The sequence below is a fragment of the Neisseria sp. HMSC070H10 genome, from assembly GCF_001837635.1.
Taxonomy (GTDB): domain Bacteria; phylum Pseudomonadota; class Gammaproteobacteria; order Burkholderiales; family Neisseriaceae; genus Neisseria; species Neisseria subflava_A.
On the sequence record NZ_KV833380.1, the window covers coordinates 108067 to 127810 of the forward strand.

Sequence of the window (19744 nt, forward strand, 5' to 3'; positions counted from 1 at the left end):
CATGTACCTATCCATGAAACCCTCCCTCAAAACCTCCCTGCTCAAGCTGATTTCAGTCGGTATCCTGTTCTACACCAGCTACGGCCTCTCCAACCACTTTGCGGCATCGCTGGACTATGTGCCTGAAATCGCTTTTGCATGGGAAAGCAATATTCCGTTTTGGGCATGGACGATTGTGCCTTATTGGTCGCTGAACCTGATGTATGCCGCGGCATTTTTTCTTTGCCGTGATACACATGAACAAAACCGATATGTAGCGCACCTTGTAGCTGCCCAACTGATTGCGACTGCTTGCTTCGTGCTGTTTCCGCTGCGTTTTGGGTGGCCTAAACCGCCCGCCGATGGGCTGTCAGGCTGGCTGTTTGATTCATTGGCTGCGTTTGATTTGCCATACAACCAAGCGCCATCTTTGCATATCGCGTTAGCGATTATCGTGGGTGCTTTTTATTGGACGCGCTTTCCCAAAATCTGCCTGCCGCTTTTCTTATGGCAAAGCCTGATTGCCTTATCGGTACTGACGACTTATCAACATCATTTTATCGACGTGCCGACCGGAGCATTGCTCGGCTGGCTAGTGTTGTGGGCTTTTCCGCGTCAGATGACTTCACCGTTAAAACTGGGCTTGAGTAATGTACACTCAAAAAAGATTGCGTTGTTATATTTGCTTGGTGCGTGTTTGACGGCGTTACCCGCATTGCTGGGTGGAGCGTGGCTGTGGTTGATATGGATTAGCGTGTCTTTGCTGATGGTGGCTTTTGCCTATTTAACTGGAAATGTAGCCTTCTTCCAAAAACAGGCTAACGGTAAATTATCGGCAGCAGCGACGGTTTTGCTATTGCCTTATCTGGTGGGTGTACGGCTAAACATGGCGTATTGGTTACGCGGTAAGGCGAAAATGGCACAAGTCCGCCATGATGTATGGATTGGCAGCGTTTTGGGTATTTCAAACCATCTGCCTGCTGTATTGGATGTATGCGCCGAATATCCCTGCTGTAGCTATCAGGGAGAATATCGCACTCTGCCTTTACTGGATATGGTAACGCCGTCTGAAAACGATTTGGTTCAGACGGCCTTGATATTGGAAACCTTGCGCCAAAAACACGGCAAAGTGCTGGTATGTTGCGCTTTAGGTTATGGAAGAAGTGCCGCAGTGGTGCTGACGTGGCTGCTGGTCTATGGTGGCTGCAAAGACTTGGCACAGGCAAAGGCCGAACTCAAGCAGGCTCGGCCACAAATGGTATTATCGCTGGCCACTGCCCAAGTAGTCGAAGCTGCTGCCAACTATTTAAAACAAGGATAATGATGGACAACGCAACCGACAGCCGTATTACTGCCCACCTGCTCTCTACCGCACATTATGTTGCCGCCTGCAATGCCTTGCTGCTCGCCTTGTCGGCAAAATATGGCGGCGCATGGTTTGCGGTGCAACTTGTCTTGGCAGCAGTTTTGCTGTACTGCCATATCCGCATTCACTTCGACCGTCGCGTGTTCCAAGACTTTGCCGACAACCGCTACTCTCCTGAAGACTTCGACCACGCCTTACAGCAAAACGGTTTGCGTCAAATTTCAGGCAGCCGTACTTTGACCCAACGGATAAACGGCGCACTTTCCTTATGGCGCAAAAGCTTATACCTGACCGCCGCACAATTTTTAATTTTGCTTATCCAAAGCATTTGATTATTTTTGCTAATTTACCCAAACCAGATCTAGAGCGGTATCTCACTTCAAAAGGCAGAAACAATGAAAAACTTCCTCAAAAAACAACTTGCCTGGCTGACCGACCAAGCCTTGTGTCTGTCGGTCTCTTTCCTTACGGGCGTACGCCCTAAAAGCCCACGCGAGCTGACATTCAATCAGCACCAAAAAGTCTATTACGCCAATCACGGCAGCCATGGTGATTTTGTATTGGTGTGGATTTCCCTGCCCCGCCGCTGGCGCTTGTCCACGCGCCCTGTCGCTGGTTCGGATTACTGGCTGACGAGCAAACTCAAATGCTTCATCATTCAAAATGTTTTCAACGCCTTGCTGATTCCGCGCCATAGCGATAATCCGCAAGCGATTACCGAACAGATGAAAGATGCGCTGAACGCAGGCGACTCTTTGATTATTTTCCCTGAAGGCACGCGTAACACTGACGACAACACCATCCTGCTGCCGTTTAAGTCCGGCATTTATCATCTGGCAAAAAGCAAACCCAATACCGAATTTGTGCCGATTTGGATCGACAACATCAGCCGCGTACTGCCAAAAGGCAAAATCCTGCCTATCCCGCTTTTGTGTGAAGTCCATATCGGACAACCGCTTACCTTGCAGGAAAACGAAGACAAAGACAGCTTTTTGACACGCAGCCGTGAAGCGCTGCTGGCACTCAGGCCGTCTGAAAACGACCGCAGCGAGCTTCGCCAAAATGAACCTGAAGTTCAGCAAAACAAAGGAGGACAAGCATGAGCCTTTCTACGACTTCCCAACAAATCATTGTCGAACAAGCCGCCGCTCATCTGACTCCGCAAGCCAGCTATATTTTTGTCGGCGTGTTTGCCGTATTGTGTTTTGCCAGCATCATCGGACAATGGCTTAAGCGCAAAAACGGCGCAGATAATGCCACCATCGCCAACCTCAACGCCCGTATTTACGCATGGTGGCTGATGACGCTGGTGTTGCTGGGCGCGTTTTGGTTCGGCAAAATCGGGACGGTTATACTGTTTTTCCTGATTTCATTTGCCGCACTGCGCGAGTTTATGACCCTCGTCTATCGCCGCCGCAGCGACTATTACAGCATGGTGGTCTGCTTTTACCTGTTGCTGCCGGTGCAATACTATTTCGTCTATGACGGCTGGTACGGCATGTTCAGCATTTTTATTCCGGTTTACGGCTTTTTGATACTGCCGATTATTGCCAGCCTCAGCGGCCAAACCGCGCATTTTTTGGAACGCGCCGCCAAAACGCAATGGATGGCGATGATTTGCATCTTCTGTCTGTCCCATGTTCCGGCGCTGATGTTTCTAGACTTGGACGGCTTCGATAATAGCAACAATATTCTGTTGCTAATCTTCCTGATTGGCGTGGTGCAAGTATCGGATGTATTGCAATACGTTTGGGGCAAACTGATTGGCGGTGCAAAAATCATGCCTTCGCTTTCGCCGTCAAAAACCATTTCCGGCACTGTCGGCGGTATTCTGTCGGCCACAGCCATTGCCGCGCTAATGGCGCCGATTACGCCGTTCTCCCACGGCCAAGCGGCCGTTATCGGCTTTATCGTCTGCCTGATGGGTTTCTTTGGCGGCCTGGTTATGTCTGCTATCAAACGCGATTACGGCGTCAAAGACTGGGGCAATATGATACGCGGCCACGGCGGCATGCTTGACCGCGTGGATTCGATTTGTTTTGCCGCACCCGTGTTTTTCCACATTACCCGTTATTTCTGGAACGGCTAAACTTCAGGCCGTCTGAAAGTTATTTTCAGACGGCCTTGAATACTCGAAACTTCCAGCCCTGCCGATTCGTTATACAATACGTAACCATTGTTATTACATACACACAACATGAATAAACCCTCTCCAATCTTTCCCATTTTTCTTGCTGCAATTATCTTCGCCCTTATTGTTTGGTCAGGCATTAATCCTCATGACCGTGCAGTCTGGTACGCCGAAATCATCCCCGTAGCATCCGTATTCTTCCTCCTGGTTGCCACTTACCGCATTTTCCGCTTCAGCAACTTGGCCTACTTATTCATGAGTTTTTGGCTGATTATGCATTCCATCGGTGCATACTACACTTTTGCCGATGTACCGTTTGAATCCATCAACCGCTTTTTTGAACCGATTTTGGGCGAAAACCGCAATCATTACGACCGTATTGCCCATTACATCATCGGCTTCTACGCCTATCCAATGGCTGAGTGGCTGCTGCGCCGCAAGCTGTGCAACCTGCCGTTGGCCTTATTTTTCTCACTGTTCTTCATTATGAGTGTGGCTGCCGCCTATGAAATCATCGAATGGCAATATGCCGTTATCGACGGCGGAGAGGCCGGACTGGAGTTCTTGGGTTCTCAAGGCGATATTTGGGACGCGCAAAAAGACATGCTTGCCGATACTTTGGGCGCGTTAACCTCGCTGTTTATTTTTGTGTTTGCCCGACCTGATAAACGTTTGGGTTTCTCTTAAATACATCCCTTTAAAGCAAAAGGCCGTCTGAAACCAGATTTTCAGACGGCCTTTTTTCATTTTTCTATCGCTGTTATTGTAAAAATTAATAAATACGATAGTTAAAAATATAAGCCGATTTTGAAACAAAATCCGTCATCAAAATTTTTAAGCACATGAAATATATAAAAAACAACGTCTGTTAAGATTTTGTAAACAATATGCCTACGTCAACCTGAATTTTTCAATTTGATTTAAATCAGCATATCTTGTGTCATTAATCCATAAAATATCCGGAATTCTACAAAATATTGATTAACCCGATAGAGGTTATCATCAAGACAAGGAACACAAAATGCAGAAAATTCCAGAATTGGTCTGCCCCGCCGGCAACCTGCCTGCACTGAAAACCGCTGTGGACAACGGTGCGGACACGGTTTACATGGGTTTGAAAGATGCGACCAATGCACGAAACTTTCCGGGACTGAATTTCGATATGAAATCGGCGCGGGAAGGCGTAGCTTACGCCCATGCGCGCGGGCGCAATGTACTGATGGCCATCAATACATTTGCACAAGCGGGCCAAGTGGAGCGTTGGCACGCCGCTGTGGATACGGCGGCGGATTTGGGTGCCGATGCGATTATTGTTGCCGACCCCGCCATCATGGCGTATGCGGCAGACAAACATCCGAATTTACGCCTGCATATGTCGGTACAAGGTTCGGCCACCAATTACGAAGCCATCAATATGATGAAAGAGCTGTTCGGCATCCGTCGTGCCGTTTTGCCGCGCGTACTGACCATCGATCAGGTCAAACATGTGATTGACAATACTGATGTGGAAATTGAAGTCTTTGGCTTCGGCAGTTTGTGTGTGATGGTGGAAGGCCGTTGCATCTTGTCGAGCTATGCAACAGGCGAATCGCCCAATATGCAAGGTGTCTGCTCTCCGGCAAAATCCGTCCGCTGGGAACAATTGCCCGACCGCATGAACGTACGTCTAAACCAGGTATTGATAGACCAATACAAACCCAATGAACCGGCAGGTTATCCAACCTTGTGCAAAGGCCGCTTTGAAGTCAATGATGAAACCTACTATGCTTTGGAAGAACCGACCAGCCTGAATGTTTTGGAAATGTTGCCCGAACTCATCAAAATCGGTGTGTCCGCCATCAAAATCGAGGGACGCCAACGCAGTCCGATGTATACGGCGCAAGTAACCAAATCCCTGCGCCAAGCACTGGATGCAGCCGCAGCCGACCCGTCGCATTTCAAAGTCAATCCATCCTGGAACAATGCATTGAGCAAAGTTTCGGAAGGTCATCAGACAACTTTGGGCGCATACAACCGTCCATGGAAATAAGGGGAAAAAAATGAATTCATTGAAATTGTCGCTGGGCCCTATTTTATTTTTCTGGCAAAAAGAAGCCCTGCTGGAGTTTTACGTTTCCATGCTGGATACGCCGTTGGATACGGTCTATTTGGGTGAGGTAGTCTGCTCACGCCGTCAGAAAATGCGCTTTGCCGACTGGTTCGGACTGGCTGAAGACCTGGCGGAAAGCGGTAAGGAAATTATTCTTTCCTCACAAGTCCTGCTCGAAAGCGAATCCGATCTGAAACGCCTGCGCAAAATTACGGAGCAGGGTAAGTTTAAAGTTGAAGCCAACGACATGGGTGCGGTCAAATTGGCACGCGAACACGGCATTCCTTTTGTTGCCGGTGCAAGCCTGAATATCTACAACGAAACCACTTTGGACGTATTCCGAAAATTAGGGGCATTCCGCTGGATTGCACCGTCCGAGCTGAGCCGCGATAAGGTTGCAGAAATCATCAAGGCTTCAGACGGCATTGAAACCGAACTCTTCGCTTGGGGTAAAATGCCGCTTGCCTATTCATCACGTTGCTTTACCGCCCGCCATTACAATCTGAATAAAGACAGTTGCGAGTTCCGCTGCCTTGACCACGAGCACGGTATGGCCATGAATACGCGAGAAGGCCAGCCGTTTCTCACCATCAACGGCATCCAAACCATGTCTTACGGCTGCCAAAACCTACTGCCCCACCATGAAGACTTGAATAAAATCGGCGTGAATATGCTCAGACTGTCGCCACAAATGCACGGCATGGCTGAAATTATCCAAATTCACCGCGATGTATTGGACGGAAAAGCCACATGGGAAGATGTCCGCTCCGAGTTGGAGCGACTGACTACCGGAACACTGGTTGACGGCTATTGGCGCGGCCAGCCCGGTATTGAAACCGTAAAGGAGGCATATTATGGCGCTGCCTGAAATCGTATTACCCAAATGGATGGCGAAAATCGGTACCAAACTTCCCGGCAAACCTCCGCGCTTTGTTTTGGTCTCCGTATTGAATACCATGCTGAAAAAAGGTTTACTGCCTGCCGATATGGAACTTTTTGCCGGAAGAAAATTCGAAATCGAAGTTTTGGATGCCGGTATCAAAGTGCGTTTTAGTGCCGATACGGAAAAATTCCTGGACGACAACTTCAGCGGCGCTCCCGATCTGAGGCTGGCCGCCAACGGTATAGACTTCATGCGCATGATGATGCGCGAGGAAGATCCCGATACCTTATTTTTCAACCGTAAATTGCAAATTGAAGGCGATACGGAACTGGGGTTAATTACCAAAAACTTACTCGACAGCGTCGAGTGGCCTTTTAGCGAATGGTTCCTGAAACGCAGTACGTCCACTTTGGATTGATTAATCTTGGTTGAACCAAGAACAAAGGCCGTCTGAATGTTTCAGACGGCCTTATATATTTTGCCTCTTTAATATGTCTTTTCTTATTAGTTTTAGCAAATATAAAAAAGCGTACCCTGTTAGGTACGCTTTTTTCAATCCGACTCAAAATTAGAATTTTGCACCGGACTCATTTGCCATAAAGTCTACAGCCGCTTTAACCTCATCGTCACTCAAGCTGCTGTTGCCGCCTTTGGCAGGCATTGAATTAAAACCTTCAAGCGCGTGTTTGTGCAAAGTGTCTTTACCTTGCTTAATTCGAGGAGCCCAGTCATCTTTTTTACCGACAACAGGTGCGCCCGGAATCATACCGCCATGGCATGTTTTACAGTTGGCTTCAAAAACAGCTTTGCCATCTACCTTAACCGGAGCTGCTTCTGCTTTTTCAGCAGGTTTGGCTTCAGCAGCCGGAGCAGCTTTAGCATCTGAAGCAGCTTTATCGGCAGCAGGAGCCGAAGCGGCCGCCGGAGCAAAAGCATCGGCAGGTTGAGCTGCCGGAGCAGGCTCGGCTTTTTTAGCAGGAGCTTTTTTACCGTCTTTGTTGGACAAACCCCAAACATAAGCGGTCATGATGTGCAGCTTGTCTTTGTCGAGGAAGTGACCCCAAGCAGGCATTTGACTGCTGCGGCCGTTGGTAATGGTTTCGGTAATCGCTTTTTGAGTACCGCCCCACAACCATACATCGTCGGTCAGATTCGGGCCGAGGCCTTGGATACCTTGACCTTTGTCGCCGTGACAAGTGAAACAGTTGGCAGGTGGGCCGCTAAACAGGACTTTACCGCGTTCAGCGCGTTCCTCATCGTATTGGCCTTTAGGTTTAGAAAGGGACATCACATAATGTGTTACGTTTTTCACGCCTTCTTCACCCAAAGCAGGACCCCAGGCCGGCATAGAGGCAGTACGGCCTTTTTCGATGGTTTCCTGAATCTTTTCAGGTTCACCGCCCCACAACCAATCGTCGTCGGTCAAATTCGGGAAGCCTTTGGAGCCTTTGGCATCTGAGCCGTGACATTGGATACAGTAGGTATTGAAAAGGTTTTGTGCAATAGCACGGGCTTCAGGATCTTTAGCCACTTTCTCAATCGGCATATTAGAAAATTTAGCATACACTTTACCGTATTGCTGATTGGCTTTGGCAACTTCTTCTTCATATTGACCATGGCTGCTCCAGCCCCACAGGCCTTTATAATCGCCGATACCTGGATACATAATCAGGTAGCCGACGCCAAACAGCCATGTGCAGACATAAAGCCAAAACCACCAACGTGGCAGAGGGTTGTTGTACTCCGAAATGCCGTCCCACTCATGACCTGTGGTTTTTACTTCTTCGCCTTTTTTAGGGCGTTTCACAACGTTTTGCGAAAGCAGAAGCCAAGCCAGGCCGATGAAGCTGAGCACGACGATAACGGCAATATATATACTCCAGAAACTACTGGTAAATTGGGATGTTGTGTTCATTATTTTGCTCCGTGATCACGGACTGACTGAGCTTGATCGTCCTTTTCAGACGGCCTTTGTTCGTCATTATCGAAAATACTGCTGGCAGCATCGTCATAGTTTTTCTTATTGCGTCTATTGAACACAATATAGAGGACTAAAATAAAGCTGATAAATACCCAAACAGTAAAGAGCGAGCGAGCCCAGTTAGCGTCCATGATGTTACCTTACGTTTTTCAATGCCAAGCCCAAGCCTTGCAGGTAGGCGATAACAGCGTCCAGCTCTGATTTGTTGGCCAGCATTTCAGGTGCTTTGGCAATTTCTTCATCGCTGTAAGGTGTACCCACTTTACGCAGGGCTTTCATATGCGCCACAGTTGCCTCGGCATCGACTTTATTGCGTGCGAGCCATGGGAATGCAGGCATATTGGACTCCGGCACAACGTCGCGCGGGTTCAGCAGGTGGATGCGGTGCCATTCATCGGAATAACGGCCGCCGACACGAGCCAAATCCGGACCGGTACGTTTAGAACCCCATTGGAACGGATGGTCATAAACAGACTCACCGGCAACGGAGTAGTGGCCGTAACGTTCAGTTTCTGCACGGAATGGACGAATCATTTGAGAGTGGCAGTTGTAGCAGCCTTCGCGCACATAAATATCGCGACCGGCCACTTGCAGGGCGTTATATGGTTTCACGCCGGGTGCAGGTTCGGTAACCGCCTTGGTGAAGAACAGCGGAACAGCCTCGATCAGAAGGCCGACGCTGACTACAAGCAGGGTGAATACAATCAGTACACCGACTTTTTCTTCAGCTAATTGTTGTAATTTCATTTTGGTAGCCTATCTTTCTTGTCATTAGTGGTGTTGAGTTTGAGAAACCGCAGGAATCTCAGCATCAACGGCTTTACCACTGATAGCAGTACGGTAAACGTTATATGCCATGATGCACATACCGCTCAGGTACAGAAGACCGCCGGTGAAACGAATCATGTAGTAAGGCATGGTACGTTTTACGGATTCAACGAAGGAATAAGTCAGCGTGCCGTCGTCATTCAAAGAACCCCACATCAGACCTTGCATTACGCCGGCAATCCACATTGCAGCGATATACAGAACCACGCCGATGGTCGCGATCCAAAAATGCGCCTCAACCAATTTGGTGCTGTACATTTCATTTTTGCCGAACAAGCGGGGAATCATATAGTAAACGGAACCGATGGTTACAAAGCCCACCCAACCCAATGCGCCGGCGTGAACGTGTGCAACAGTCCAGTCGGTGTAGTGGCTCAGAGCGTTAACGGTTTTGATAGACATCATCGGGCCTTCGAAGGTAGACATACCGTAGAAAGACAGAGAAACGATCAAGAATTTCAAAATCGGGTCGGTACGCAGTTTGTCCCATGCGCCGGACAGAGTCATGATACCGTTGATCATACCGCCCCAAGAAGGCGCAAACAGGATCAAAGACAATACCATACCCAAAGATTGAGTCCAGTCAGGCAATGCAGTGTAGTGCAAGTGGTGAGAACCAGCCCACATATAAGTGAAAATCAAAGCCCAGAAGTGGACGACGGACAAGCGGTAAGAATAAATCGGACGGCCTGCTTGTTTAGGGACGAAATAGTACATCATACCCAAGAAGCCGGCTGTCAGGAAAAAGCCCACCGCATTGTGGCCGTACCACCATTGAACCATCGCATCAATCGCACCTGCGTAAACCGGATAAGATTTCATCAAACCGGCAGGGATACTGATATTATTGACGATGTGCAACAGCGCAACGGCCAAGATAAAGCCGCCGTAGAACCAGTTGGCAACGTAAATATGTTTGATTTTACGTTTGGCAATCGTACCGAAGAATACGATGGCGTAGGCAACCCACACCAGCGTAATCAAAATGTCGATAGGCCATTCCAACTCGGCGTATTCTTTACCTTGGGTGTAACCCATAGGCAAGCTGATGGCCGCAGCCACGATAACGGCCTGCCAACCCCAGAAGGTAAATGCAGGCAGCCAACCGCCAAACAGACGGGTATTACATGTACGTTGAACAACGTAGTATGATGTACCGATCAAACCGCAACCGCCGAATGCAAAAATAACCGCATTGGTGTGCAGAGGACGCAGGCGGCCGAAGTGGAACCAAGGTCCGATATTGGATAAATCGAGGGCTGGAGCAAAAAGCTGGGCAGCGACGATAACGCCGACCAACATGCCCACAATACCCCAAACTACAGTCATGATGGCGAACTGGCGCACCACTTTGTAGTTATAAGTTTGTGTGTCCATGGAAGTCTCCATAAATTATGGGTATAAAAAATTTTTATCTCACCCCAACCCCTGCATTTACGAAAAGCGCAATACGGCCAAGGCTCAAATTTTTCTAAATTTAACATAGACACCACAACATGCCAAGCAAAATTACATTCCAAATTGCATAAAATATTTAGCAAGACATAAATTCATTTCTTTTATAATCAATAAATTATTAAAACATACGCATTAAATCGGACAGGGTATTTTTTCAAGCCCCCTTTTTCATACAGTTTTATTGATATAGATTAAGCCCACCCCTTAAAACCCCTTATTCTTAATAAACTTTAGCAAATTAACCAATAGCTATGATTAATTACAAAATTACCCCCAACTTTCTGTCTCATGAATGGCACATCACCTTATCATTCACTCAACCCAATGATTCAGAAACAGAAATCAGCTTACCCAACTGGGTTCCCGGCAGCTACCTCATCCGTGACTTTGCCCGCCACATCACGCACATCAGCGCGCGCTGCAACGGCAAAGCCCAGCCGCTGACACAAACCAGCAAAAACCATTGGCAAACCCCGGCCCTCAGTGGAGCGTGGGAAATTTACTACACTGTTTACGCATTCGACTTATCAGTTCGCGGCTCGTTCCTCAGCACCGAGCGCGGCTTTTTCGACGGCGCGTGTCTGTTCTTAAAAGTCCACGGACAAGAACACCGGCCACATCAAATCGAATTTTCCACCCTGCCGCACACATGGCAGATAGCCACCACCCTGCCCCAAACCTCGGCGACCACTTTTCAGACGGCCTCATACGCCGAGCTTATCGACCACCCGGTTGAAACAGGCATCATCGAATTTCTCGAATTTGAAGCACAAGGCATTCCCCACCGTATTGCATTAAGCGGCATCTATCCCGATTTTGACCGCGCCCGCTTCCTCGCCGATATTCAAAAAATCTGCGAAACCGAGTTGGCGATGTTCCCCTCCCCTGCCCCGTTTACCGAATACCTTTTCTTACTACATCTGGGCGACAACCTCTACGGCGGACTGGAACACATCAGCAGCACCGCCCTACTCGCCGACCGCCACAGTCTGCCATCTTACGATATGGGCGAAGCCGATAAAGCCTATACCGAACTGCTCGGCCTCTTCTCCCATGAATACTTCCACGCATGGAACGTTAAATCCATCAAACCGGCCGTCTTCGCACCTTACAATCTCGACCAAGAAAACTACACCGAGCAACTTTGGGCATTTGAAGGCATTACGTCCTACTACGACGACCTTTTTCTAGCCCGAAGCAAAACCATCAGCCCCGAAGCCTACCTTACCCTGCTTGCACAAGGCATTACACGCGTACAGCAGACACAAGGCCGTCTGAAACAAACACTTGCCCAATCCAGTTTCAGCGCATGGGACAAGTTCTACAAACAAGACGAAAACAGCCCCAACGCCATCGTCAGCTACTATCAAAAAGGCGCACTGGCCGCACTTTGCCTCGACCTTATCATCCGTGAAAAAAGCCAAGGCAAATACACCCTCGACAGCGTGATGCAGCAACACTATCTCGACTGGTGCAATACTCATCAAGGCATACCCGAAAAACACTGGCAAACCCGTTGCCAAGAAATGACCGGTTTAGATTTAGAAACCTTCTTTCAGACGGCCTTATACAGCACCGATGATCTTCCGCTCGTAGAATGTCTGCAAAGCGTAGGCATCAAACTTGACTTTATTCCCCTGCCACGCCAACACGGCGGAGCATTTGCCACCGAACCCCAATCGGTTGCCCCCGCCAACGATTTGGGCGCACGTTTCAAACAAAACAGCGATCATGCCGTCCTGACTCATGTATTTAATGGCGGTAGCGCAGAAAATGCCGGACTCTGCCCGCAAGACAAAATCATCGCCTTAGGTGGCTATGCCTGCAACGACCTTGCAACACAGTGGAGCAAACTGCCTATCGGCACGCGCACCACCATCCATTTCTTCCGCCAAGGCCTATTGCGCGAGACCAGCATCACAGTTCAAGCAGTAGAAGCCAATACTGCCCTGCTGCACATTACCGATCGACAAAAACTCGAAAACTGGTTGTACAATCATTAAATAAAACTTCAAACGGCCTGGCACTTCCTAGGCCGTCTGAAATCAACATATCCATTTAATATAAAGAAAGGAAAAACTATGCCCATCCGTAAACTGACCGACACCCTCTATATCGCCCCCCAACTGACCGAAGCCGATGTCCAAGAAGCCGTACGTCTCGGCATCCAAACCGTCATCTGCAACCGCCCGGACGGCGAAGAAGAAAACCAACCGGCTTTTGCCGAAGTACAAAACTGGTTTAAAGAGGCCGGCATCAACCAATTCTCACACCAGCCCGTCGTTGCGCCTCAAATCAACGCAGCCGATGTTGCAGCCTTCAAAAATCTGTTGCAACAATCTCCGACTCCCATTCTTGCTTTCTGCCGTACCGGTACTCGCTGCTCCCTGCTTTGGGGTTATCATCAAGTGCAACACGGCGCATCTGTAGCCGAAGTAGTTGCCGCAGCCGAACAGGCTGGCGTCAACCTCAGCAACTTTGAAGCCCGCCTGCAAGAAGCCAAAGATAAAGGTTTGGCTTAATACTTGATTTATATAGTAAGTAGCAGCCTTTAAACCAATCAGGCCGTCTGAAACCAATTCTTTCAGACGGCCTAATGACTTTTATTCACAATCAAACCTTATTTTTAATTTATTTCCACTATCCTAAAAATATATTTTCTAAATCAAGCTCGAATTGACCTGTATCAATACCCCAACCCTATTTTCATTTATAATGCCTTTCAATGCTTCAGGGCCAAGCCCGAATCCTCCAGTTTTCCTCTATAAGAGCCAGCTCTCTTATTAAATAGATTTTTCTTTCCTCTTGATGTGTGTGTGTTTGGGTGTGGCCGAAAGCCACCCCCCTTTTTTTATACCTACCCTCTTTAAGGCCAAGACCTTTGCAAAATTCCCCAAAATCCCCTAAATGTCTTGGTTGGAATTTAGGGGATTTTGGGGAATTTTGCAAAGGTCTCAATATGCCTGTGTTGGACGTGATTTCCGCCGGCGCGAAAGCCGCGCTGACAACGACGCGCAACAATAAAATCGGCATTATCGCCACCAATACGACAGTCAACAACAATGCTTATGCGCGCGCCATCCATAGGAACAACCCTGATACGCTCGTCCGCACGCAGGCTGCGCCGCTGCTCGTCCCTTTGGTGGAGGAAGGTTGGTTGGAACATGAAGTTACCCGCCTGACCGTATGCGAATACCTCAAACCATTGCTTGCAGACAGCATCGATACGCTGGTGTTGGGCTGCACGCACTTTCCCTTGCTCAAGCCCTTAATCGGTAGGGAGGCGGGTAATGTCGCGTTGGTTGATTCTGCAATTACGACGGCTGAAGAAACAGCACGCGTCCTTGCGCAGGAGGGATTACTCAATACTGACAACAATAATCCCGACTATCGTTTTTATGTCAGCGATATTCCTTTGAAATTCAGAATGATAGGCGAACGTTTTCTAAGTAGAACGATGGAGCAGATTGAAATGGTGTCTTTGGGTTAGGCAAGGTTTGCTCAAACACCCGCATATCCGGAGTAAGGATGTGCGGGTGTTTTTTGTGAAGGTACGTCAGAAAATGTTTGCAAATTACATTTTAAGTTAATAAAATATAAACTATTATCATTTTTAAAAAAGTTGATATGAAAAATTCACTTATTGCCCAAGCAGCCGGTATCCTGCCTGTGCTGCTGCTTTCTGCCTGCGCGGGTGGCGGCAGTTTCGATTTGGACAGCGTGGAAACGAAACAGCACAACCCGCAGTCCGAAGCACCGAAATACCAAGACGAACAGACTGAAAAACCGGCAAAACCCGATGAAGCGCAGGCGGCGGAAAACGACCGTCCGGTTTACGGTTTTGCAGCCAAAATACCGCGTCGGAACTGGCACCCGAAAAATAAAGAAGATCATAAGGCATTATCAGAAGCGGATTGGGAGAAATTAGGTGCGGGTGAGCCGGGTGAGTTTCCCCAAAAGAATGAGATTTTTGCGATGGATAAGGGTACGCTGAACGAATCCATCACAACGGGCGATGGCAAAAGCCGTGTGGAAGGATACACGGATTTCCAATATGTCCGCTCGGGCTATATCTACCGCAACGGTGCCAATAAAATCGATTTCAAAAACAATATCGCCCTTTCCGGCGCGGACGGCTACCTTTTCTACAAAGGCAGCAATCCTTCCCAAGCTCTGCCGATGGGCAAGTCGATTTACAAAGGCACTTGGGATTATGTAACCGATGCCAAGGAAAAACAGAAGTTTTCCCAGTTGGGTAATTCGCAAGCGGGCGATAGGTACGGGGCTTTGTCTGCCGAGGAAGCGGATGTGTTGCGCAATAAAAGCGAGGCACCGGAAGATCAGACCGATTTTGGGCTGACCAGCGAGTTTGAGGTGGACTTCGCCGCCAAGACCATGACCGGCGCGCTCTACCGCAATAACCGGATTACCCATAACGAAACCGAAAATAAAGCCAAACAAATTAAACGTTACGACATTCAGGCTAACCTGCACGGTAACCGTTTCAAAGGTAAGGCGTTGGCTGCAGATAAAGATACTGGGAACGGTCATCCCTTTGTTTCTGATTCTGATAGTCTGGAAGGTGGTTTCTACGGGCCTCAGGGCGATGAGTTGGGCGGCAAGTTTTTGGCAAACGATAAGAAAGTGCTTGCCGTATTCAGCGCGAAACAGAAAGACGGTGCAGAAAAACCATTGGCTGAAACCTTTATGGACGCTTACCGCATCGGTGCGGATTTTGTGAAAAAACAGATAGATAGCTTTGGCAACGTGGCCAAACTGCTGATTGACGGCGTAGAGCTTGCGCTTGTGCCGTCCGAAGGCACTCAGACGGCATTCCAGCATGTATTTGAGAAAGACGGTGTGAAGGTGTCGGTATGCTGCTCCAATTTGGATTACCTGCATTTCGGGGTGTTGGAACACGGCGGTTCGCACGATATGTTCCTGCAGGGCAGCCGTACGCCGGTTTCCGATATGCCTGTAACGGCGGGAGAGGCGGTATATCGCGGTACATGGTCGGGTACTATTGTTAATGGTACGAGCTGGAGTGCCGAACCTTCCAATAAGGAAGGCGGTAACCGGGCGGAGTTTAAAGTTAATTTTGCCGAGAAAACCCTCAACGGTATGCTGACGGCGAAAGACCGCATTGCCCCCGTATTCACCATCACTGCCACGATTCAGGGCAACGGTTTTTCAGGTGTGGCGAAAACCGGTGAAAACGGCTTTGCATTAGATCCGAAAAATACCATCGATCCGAAACGGACGAATATCCGTGCAGATGTGTCCGGCGGCTTCTACGGCAAAACCGCCATTGAGATGGGCGGATCGTTCTCCGGAAATACATTGGAGGGAGAAAGCGGCAAGGCGGCAGTGGTATTCGGTACGAAACGCCAACAGCTTGTCCGGTAAACTGGGCTGCCGGTTGACAGAGGAAAGTTCTTCAGACGGCATATCGGTTTTAAATGCCGTCTGAAAGCAGTAAGTAGAGAAATGATATGAAACAGCAACATTTGTTCCGATTAAATATTTTATGCCTGTCGCTGATGACTGCGCTGCCTGCTTATGCGGATGTTTTACCGTCTGGACAAGTGTGGGAAAAGCAGCTCGATACCGTGCAGGTCAATGCGAAAAAACAGAAAACCCGCCGTGATAACGAAGTAACTGGGCTGGGCAAGCTGGTCAAATCTTCCGAGACGCTAAGTAAAGAACAGGTTTTGAATATCCGAGACCTGACCCGTTACGATCCGGGTATTGCCGTGGTCGAACAGGGTCGGGGCGCAAGTTCCGGCTATTCAATACGCGGCATGGATAAAAACCGCGTTTCCTTAACGGTAGACGGCGTTTCGCAAATACAGTCCTACACCGCGCAGGCGGCATTGGGTGGGACGAGGACGGCGGGCAGCAGCGGCGCAATCAATGAAATTGAGTATGAAAACGTTAAGGCCGTTGAAATCAGCAAGGGTTCGAATTCATCAGAATACGGAAACGGCGCATTGGCAGGTTCGGTCGCATTTCAAACCAAAACCGCAGCCGACATTATCGGAGAGGGAAAACAGTGGGGCATTCAGAGTAAAACTGCCTATTCTGGAAAAGACCATGCCCTGACACAGTCCCTTGCGCTTGCAGGACGCAGCGGCGGCGCGGAAGCCCTCCTTATTTATACTAAACGGCGGGGGCAGGAAATCCATGCGCATAAAGATGCTGGTAAAGGTGTGCAGAGTTTCAACCGGCTGATGCCGGTCGAGGATACCCATCCGTACGCAAATTTCATTGTCGAAGAGGAATGTTCCAATGGATATGCGGCCTGTAAAGACAATGCGAAAAAAGATGCTTTGGCCAAAGATGAGCGCAAAACCATCAGCACGCAGGATTATACCGGCCCCAGCCGCTTCCTTGCGGACCCGCTTGAGTATGGCAGCCAATCATGGCTGTTCCGACCGGGTTGGCATTTGGACAACCGCCATTATGTCGGAGCCGTTCTTGAACGTACGCAGCAGACCTTTGATACACGGGATATGACTGTTCCTGCCTATTTTACCGAGGCCGATCTGAATGAAAGTGTCCGGAGAAACGGTACGCCGAGCGGCTTTGGCAAATATTCGGGCAATAATAAGGCCGAAAGGCTGTTTGTTCAGGGAGAGGGCGGTACATTGCAGGGTATCGGTTACGGTACCGGCGTGTTTTATGATGAACGCCATACTAAAAACCGGTACGGGGTCGAATATGTTTACCATAATGCTGACAAGGATACCTGGGCCGATTACGCCCGACTTTCTTATGACCGGCAAGGTATAGATTTGGACAACCGTTTGCAGCAGACGCATTGCTCTCACGACGGTTCGGATAAAAATTGCCGTCCCGACGGCAATAAACCGTATTCCTTCTATAAATCCGACCGGATGATTTATGAAGAAAGCCGAAACCTGTTCCAAGCAGTATTTAAAAAGGCATTTGATACGGCCAAAATCCGTCACAATTTAAGTATCAATCTAGGGTACGACCGCTTTAAGTCGCAATTGTCCCACAGAGATTATTATCTTCAAAACGCAGTTCAGGCATATGGATCGAAAATCCCGGAAGGGGTACAGTCACCCAACGGAAGCCAAGGCAAACCGTATTGGGTGTCTATCGGCAAGACCACGGTCAATACATCGCCGATATGCCGTTTCGGCAATAACACCTATACAGACTGCACACCGAGGAATATCGGCGGCAACGGTTATTATGCAGCCGTTCAAGACAATGTTCGTTTGGGCAGGTGGGCGGATGTCGGAGCAGGCATACGTTACGATTATCGCAGTACGCATTCGGAAGATAAGAGTGTCTCTACCGGCACTCACCGCAACCTTTCTTGGAACGCAGGCGTAGTCCTCAAGCCTTTCACCTGGATGGATTTGACTTATCGCGCTTCTACGGGCTTCCGTCTACCGTCGTTTGCCGAAATGTACGGCTGGAGAGCCGGGGAGTCTTTGAAAACGTTGGATCTGAAACCGGAAAAATCCTTTAATAGAGAGACAGGTATTGTATTTAAAGGGGACTTCGGCAATTTGGAAGCCAGCTATTTCAACAATGCTTATCGCGACCTGATTGCATTCGGTTATGAAACCCGAACTCAAAACGGGCAAACTTCGGCTTCTGGCGACCCCGGATATCGAAATGCTCAAAATGCACGGATAGCCGGTATCAATATTTTGGGTAAAATCGATTGGCACGGTGTATGGGGCGGGTTGCCGGACGGGTTGTATTCCACGCTTGCCTATAACCGTATCAAGGTCAAAGATGCCGATATACGCGCCGACAGGACGTTTGTAACTTCATATCTCTTTGATGCCGTCCAACCTTCACGATATGTATTGGGTTTGGGTTACGACCATCCTGACGGAATATGGGGCATCAATACGATGTTTACTTATTCCAAGGCAAAATCTGTTGACGAACTGCTAGGCAGCCAGGCGCTGTTGAACGGTAATGCCAATGCTAAAAAAGCAGCATCACGGCGGACGCGGCCTTGGCATGTTACGGATGTTTCCGGATATTACAATATCAAGAAACACCTGACCCTGCGCGCAGGCGTGTATAACCTCTTCAACTACCGGTATACCACTTGGGAGTCTGTAAGGCAGACTGCCGAAGGAGCGGTCAATAGGCACAATAATGTCGGCAGGTATAACCGCTACGCCGCACCGGGACGAAATTACACCCTGACTTTGGAGATGAAGTTTTAACCTAAGCAACCGTGCATCAAGGCAATAGGAGACCTTTGCAAAATTCCCCAAAATCCCCTAAATTCCCATCAAGACATTTAGGGGATTTTTCATGAGTACCTTCTTCCAGCAAACCGCGCAAGCTATGATTACCAAACACATCGACCGCTTTCCACTATTGAAGTTGGATCAGGTGATTGATTGGCAGCCGATCGAACAGTACCTGAATCGTCAAAAAACCCGTTACCTCCGAGACCACCGCGGCCGTCCCACCTATCCCCTGTTGTCCATGTTCAAAGCCGTCCTGCTCGGACAATGGCACAGCCTCTCCGATCCCGAACTCGAACACAGCCTCATCACCCGCATCGATTTCAACCTGTTTTGCCGCTTTGACGAACTGAGCATCCCCGATTACAGCACCTTATGCCGCTACCGCAACTGGCTGGTGCAAGACGACACCCTGTCCGAATTGCTGGGACTGATTAACCGACAACTGACCGAAAAAGGCCTAAAAGTAGAGAAAGCATCTGCTGCCGTCGTTGACGCCACCATTATTCAGACTGCCGGCAGCAAACAGCGTCAGGCTATAGAAGTCGATAACAAAGGACAAGTCAGCGGCCAAACCACACCGAGTAAAGACAGCGATGCCCGTTGGATAAAGAAAAACGGCCTCTACAAACTCGGTTACAAACAACATACCCGTACCGATGCGAAAGGCTATATTGAGAAACTGCACATTACCCCTGCCAATGCCCATGAATGCAAACACCTGTTGCCTTTGTTGGAAGGCCTATCCAAAGGTACGACCGTCTATGCCGACAAAGGCTA

At 48.9% G+C, this 19744-nt stretch carries 17 protein-coding genes and 1 pseudogene; 14 read left to right on the forward strand and 4 right to left on the reverse strand.

The window, feature by feature from the left end:
• Positions 1 to 13 precede the first annotated feature (13 nt).
• The 8 genes from HMPREF2606_RS08115 to HMPREF2606_RS08150 all read left to right on the forward strand — a co-directional run bounded on the left by HMPREF2606_RS08115 (position 14) and on the right by HMPREF2606_RS08150 (position 6866).
• Positions 14 to 1300 (forward strand): phosphatase PAP2/dual specificity phosphatase family protein, encoded by a 1287-nt coding sequence (locus HMPREF2606_RS08115; protein WP_283122357.1) that lies wholly within the window; start codon positions 14 to 16, stop codon positions 1298 to 1300.
• Between the two features lie 2 nt (positions 1301 to 1302).
• Positions 1303 to 1677: a hypothetical protein gene (locus HMPREF2606_RS08120; protein WP_070712240.1), complete on the forward strand. Its 375-nt coding sequence runs from the start codon at positions 1303 to 1305 to the stop codon at positions 1675 to 1677.
• Between the two features lie 63 nt (positions 1678 to 1740).
• Positions 1741 to 2448, forward strand: coding sequence for a lysophospholipid acyltransferase family protein (locus HMPREF2606_RS08125; RefSeq protein WP_070712239.1), 708 nt, complete (start codon positions 1741 to 1743; stop codon positions 2446 to 2448).
• On the forward strand, positions 2445 to 3434 hold the full coding sequence (locus HMPREF2606_RS08130) for a phosphatidate cytidylyltransferase (RefSeq protein ID WP_070712238.1): 990 nt from the start codon (positions 2445 to 2447) through the stop codon (positions 3432 to 3434). Before HMPREF2606_RS08125 ends, HMPREF2606_RS08130 begins: the two co-directional genes overlap by 4 nt.
• 108 nt (positions 3435 to 3542) lie before the next feature.
• Positions 3543 to 4163 (forward strand): DUF2238 domain-containing protein, encoded by a 621-nt coding sequence (locus tag HMPREF2606_RS08135; RefSeq protein ID WP_070843492.1) that lies wholly within the window; start codon positions 3543 to 3545, stop codon positions 4161 to 4163.
• Positions 4164 to 4497: 334 nt separating this feature from the next.
• Positions 4498 to 5505, forward strand: a complete 1008-nt coding sequence (locus HMPREF2606_RS08140; RefSeq protein WP_003748766.1) for a ubiquinone anaerobic biosynthesis protein UbiU — start codon at positions 4498 to 4500, stop codon at positions 5503 to 5505.
• A gap of 10 nt (positions 5506 to 5515) precedes the next feature.
• Positions 5516 to 6433, forward strand: coding sequence for a U32 family peptidase (locus HMPREF2606_RS08145; protein ID WP_070843493.1), 918 nt, complete (start codon positions 5516 to 5518; stop codon positions 6431 to 6433).
• Entirely contained in the window at positions 6420 to 6866 is a 447-nt protein-coding gene (locus HMPREF2606_RS08150; RefSeq protein ID WP_049348276.1) for a ubiquinone anaerobic biosynthesis accessory factor UbiT, read from the forward strand. The genes HMPREF2606_RS08145 and HMPREF2606_RS08150 overlap by 14 nt, the downstream gene beginning before the upstream one ends.
• A 150-nt stretch (positions 6867 to 7016) precedes the next feature.
• Here the strand turns inward: HMPREF2606_RS08150 and ccoP are convergent, their stop codons facing one another.
• From ccoP to ccoN, 4 genes are read right to left on the reverse strand one after another with little or no spacing between them, the layout of a single operon-like run.
• Positions 7017 to 8363, reverse strand: coding sequence for a cytochrome-c oxidase, cbb3-type subunit III (ccoP, locus tag HMPREF2606_RS08155; RefSeq protein WP_083325224.1), 1347 nt, complete (start codon positions 8361 to 8363; stop codon positions 7017 to 7019).
• Positions 8363 to 8560 (reverse strand): cbb3-type cytochrome oxidase subunit 3, encoded by a 198-nt coding sequence (locus HMPREF2606_RS08160; RefSeq protein WP_003748776.1) that lies wholly within the window; start codon positions 8558 to 8560, stop codon positions 8363 to 8365. Before HMPREF2606_RS08160 ends, ccoP begins: the two co-directional genes overlap by 1 nt.
• Before the next feature lie 4 nt (positions 8561 to 8564).
• On the reverse strand, positions 8565 to 9176 hold the full coding sequence (gene ccoO, locus HMPREF2606_RS08165; RefSeq protein WP_003748778.1) for a cytochrome-c oxidase, cbb3-type subunit II: 612 nt from the start codon (positions 9174 to 9176) through the stop codon (positions 8565 to 8567).
• A 24-nt stretch (positions 9177 to 9200) separates the two neighbouring features.
• Complete coding sequence (gene ccoN, locus HMPREF2606_RS08170) at positions 9201 to 10634, reverse strand: cytochrome-c oxidase, cbb3-type subunit I (protein WP_003748780.1); 1434 nt, start codon at positions 10632 to 10634, stop codon at positions 9201 to 9203.
• A 332-nt stretch (positions 10635 to 10966) separates the two neighbouring features.
• On the opposite strand from ccoN, the gene HMPREF2606_RS08175 reads away from it, so the two are divergent.
• The 6 genes and pseudogenes from HMPREF2606_RS08175 to HMPREF2606_RS08200 form a co-directional block, all read left to right on the forward strand.
• On the forward strand, positions 10967 to 12718 hold the full coding sequence (locus HMPREF2606_RS08175) for a M61 family metallopeptidase (RefSeq protein WP_070843494.1): 1752 nt from the start codon (positions 10967 to 10969) through the stop codon (positions 12716 to 12718).
• A 78-nt stretch (positions 12719 to 12796) separates the two neighbouring features.
• A complete protein-coding gene (locus HMPREF2606_RS08180; protein ID WP_070843495.1) occupies positions 12797 to 13237 on the forward strand; it encodes a TIGR01244 family sulfur transferase in 441 nt (146 codons plus the stop codon).
• Positions 13238 to 13671: 434 nt separating this feature from the next.
• A pseudogene (locus HMPREF2606_RS08185) lies at positions 13672 to 14205 on the forward strand (aspartate/glutamate racemase family protein); the annotation flags it as partial.
• A 137-nt stretch (positions 14206 to 14342) separates the two neighbouring features.
• Positions 14343 to 16121: a transferrin-binding protein-like solute binding protein gene (locus HMPREF2606_RS08190; RefSeq protein WP_070843496.1), complete on the forward strand. Its 1779-nt coding sequence runs from the start codon at positions 14343 to 14345 to the stop codon at positions 16119 to 16121.
• 86 nt (positions 16122 to 16207) lie between these two features.
• Positions 16208 to 18937: a lactoferrin/transferrin family TonB-dependent receptor gene (locus HMPREF2606_RS08195; protein ID WP_070843497.1), complete on the forward strand. Its 2730-nt coding sequence runs from the start codon at positions 16208 to 16210 to the stop codon at positions 18935 to 18937.
• A 91-nt stretch (positions 18938 to 19028) separates the two neighbouring features.
• A partial coding sequence (locus HMPREF2606_RS08200; RefSeq protein ID WP_070843498.1) for an IS5 family transposase occupies positions 19029 to 19744 on the forward strand: 716 nt, incomplete at its 3' end.

Bases quoted from the DNA above. Each gene is read 5' to 3' on its own strand.
- HMPREF2606_RS08115 (WP_283122357.1), top strand. From the start codon at position 14: ATGAAACCCTCCCTCAAAACCTCCCTGCTCAAGCTGATTTCAGTCGGT.
- HMPREF2606_RS08120 (WP_070712240.1), top strand. From the start codon at position 1,303: ATGGACAACGCAACCGACAGCCGTATTACTGCCCACCTGCTCTCTACC.
- HMPREF2606_RS08125 (WP_070712239.1), top strand. From the start codon at position 1,741: ATGAAAAACTTCCTCAAAAAACAACTTGCCTGGCTGACCGACCAAGCC.
- HMPREF2606_RS08130 (WP_070712238.1), top strand. From the start codon at position 2,445: ATGAGCCTTTCTACGACTTCCCAACAAATCATTGTCGAACAAGCCGCC.
- HMPREF2606_RS08135 (WP_070843492.1), top strand. From the start codon at position 3,543: ATGAATAAACCCTCTCCAATCTTTCCCATTTTTCTTGCTGCAATTATC.
- HMPREF2606_RS08140 (WP_003748766.1), top strand. From the start codon at position 4,498: ATGCAGAAAATTCCAGAATTGGTCTGCCCCGCCGGCAACCTGCCTGCA.
- HMPREF2606_RS08145 (WP_070843493.1), top strand. From the start codon at position 5,516: ATGAATTCATTGAAATTGTCGCTGGGCCCTATTTTATTTTTCTGGCAA.
- HMPREF2606_RS08150 (WP_049348276.1), top strand. From the start codon at position 6,420: ATGGCGCTGCCTGAAATCGTATTACCCAAATGGATGGCGAAAATCGGT.
- ccoP (WP_083325224.1), bottom strand. From the start codon at position 8,363: ATGAACACAACATCCCAATTTACCAGTAGTTTCTGGAGTATATATATT.
- HMPREF2606_RS08160 (WP_003748776.1), bottom strand. From the start codon at position 8,560: ATGGACGCTAACTGGGCTCGCTCGCTCTTTACTGTTTGGGTATTTATC.
- ccoO (WP_003748778.1), bottom strand. From the start codon at position 9,176: ATGAAATTACAACAATTAGCTGAAGAAAAAGTCGGTGTACTGATTGTA.
- ccoN (WP_003748780.1), bottom strand. From the start codon at position 10,634: ATGGACACACAAACTTATAACTACAAAGTGGTGCGCCAGTTCGCCATC.
- HMPREF2606_RS08175 (WP_070843494.1), top strand. From the start codon at position 10,967: ATGATTAATTACAAAATTACCCCCAACTTTCTGTCTCATGAATGGCAC.
- HMPREF2606_RS08180 (WP_070843495.1), top strand. From the start codon at position 12,797: ATGCCCATCCGTAAACTGACCGACACCCTCTATATCGCCCCCCAACTG.
- HMPREF2606_RS08190 (WP_070843496.1), top strand. From the start codon at position 14,343: ATGAAAAATTCACTTATTGCCCAAGCAGCCGGTATCCTGCCTGTGCTG.
- HMPREF2606_RS08195 (WP_070843497.1), top strand. From the start codon at position 16,208: ATGAAACAGCAACATTTGTTCCGATTAAATATTTTATGCCTGTCGCTG.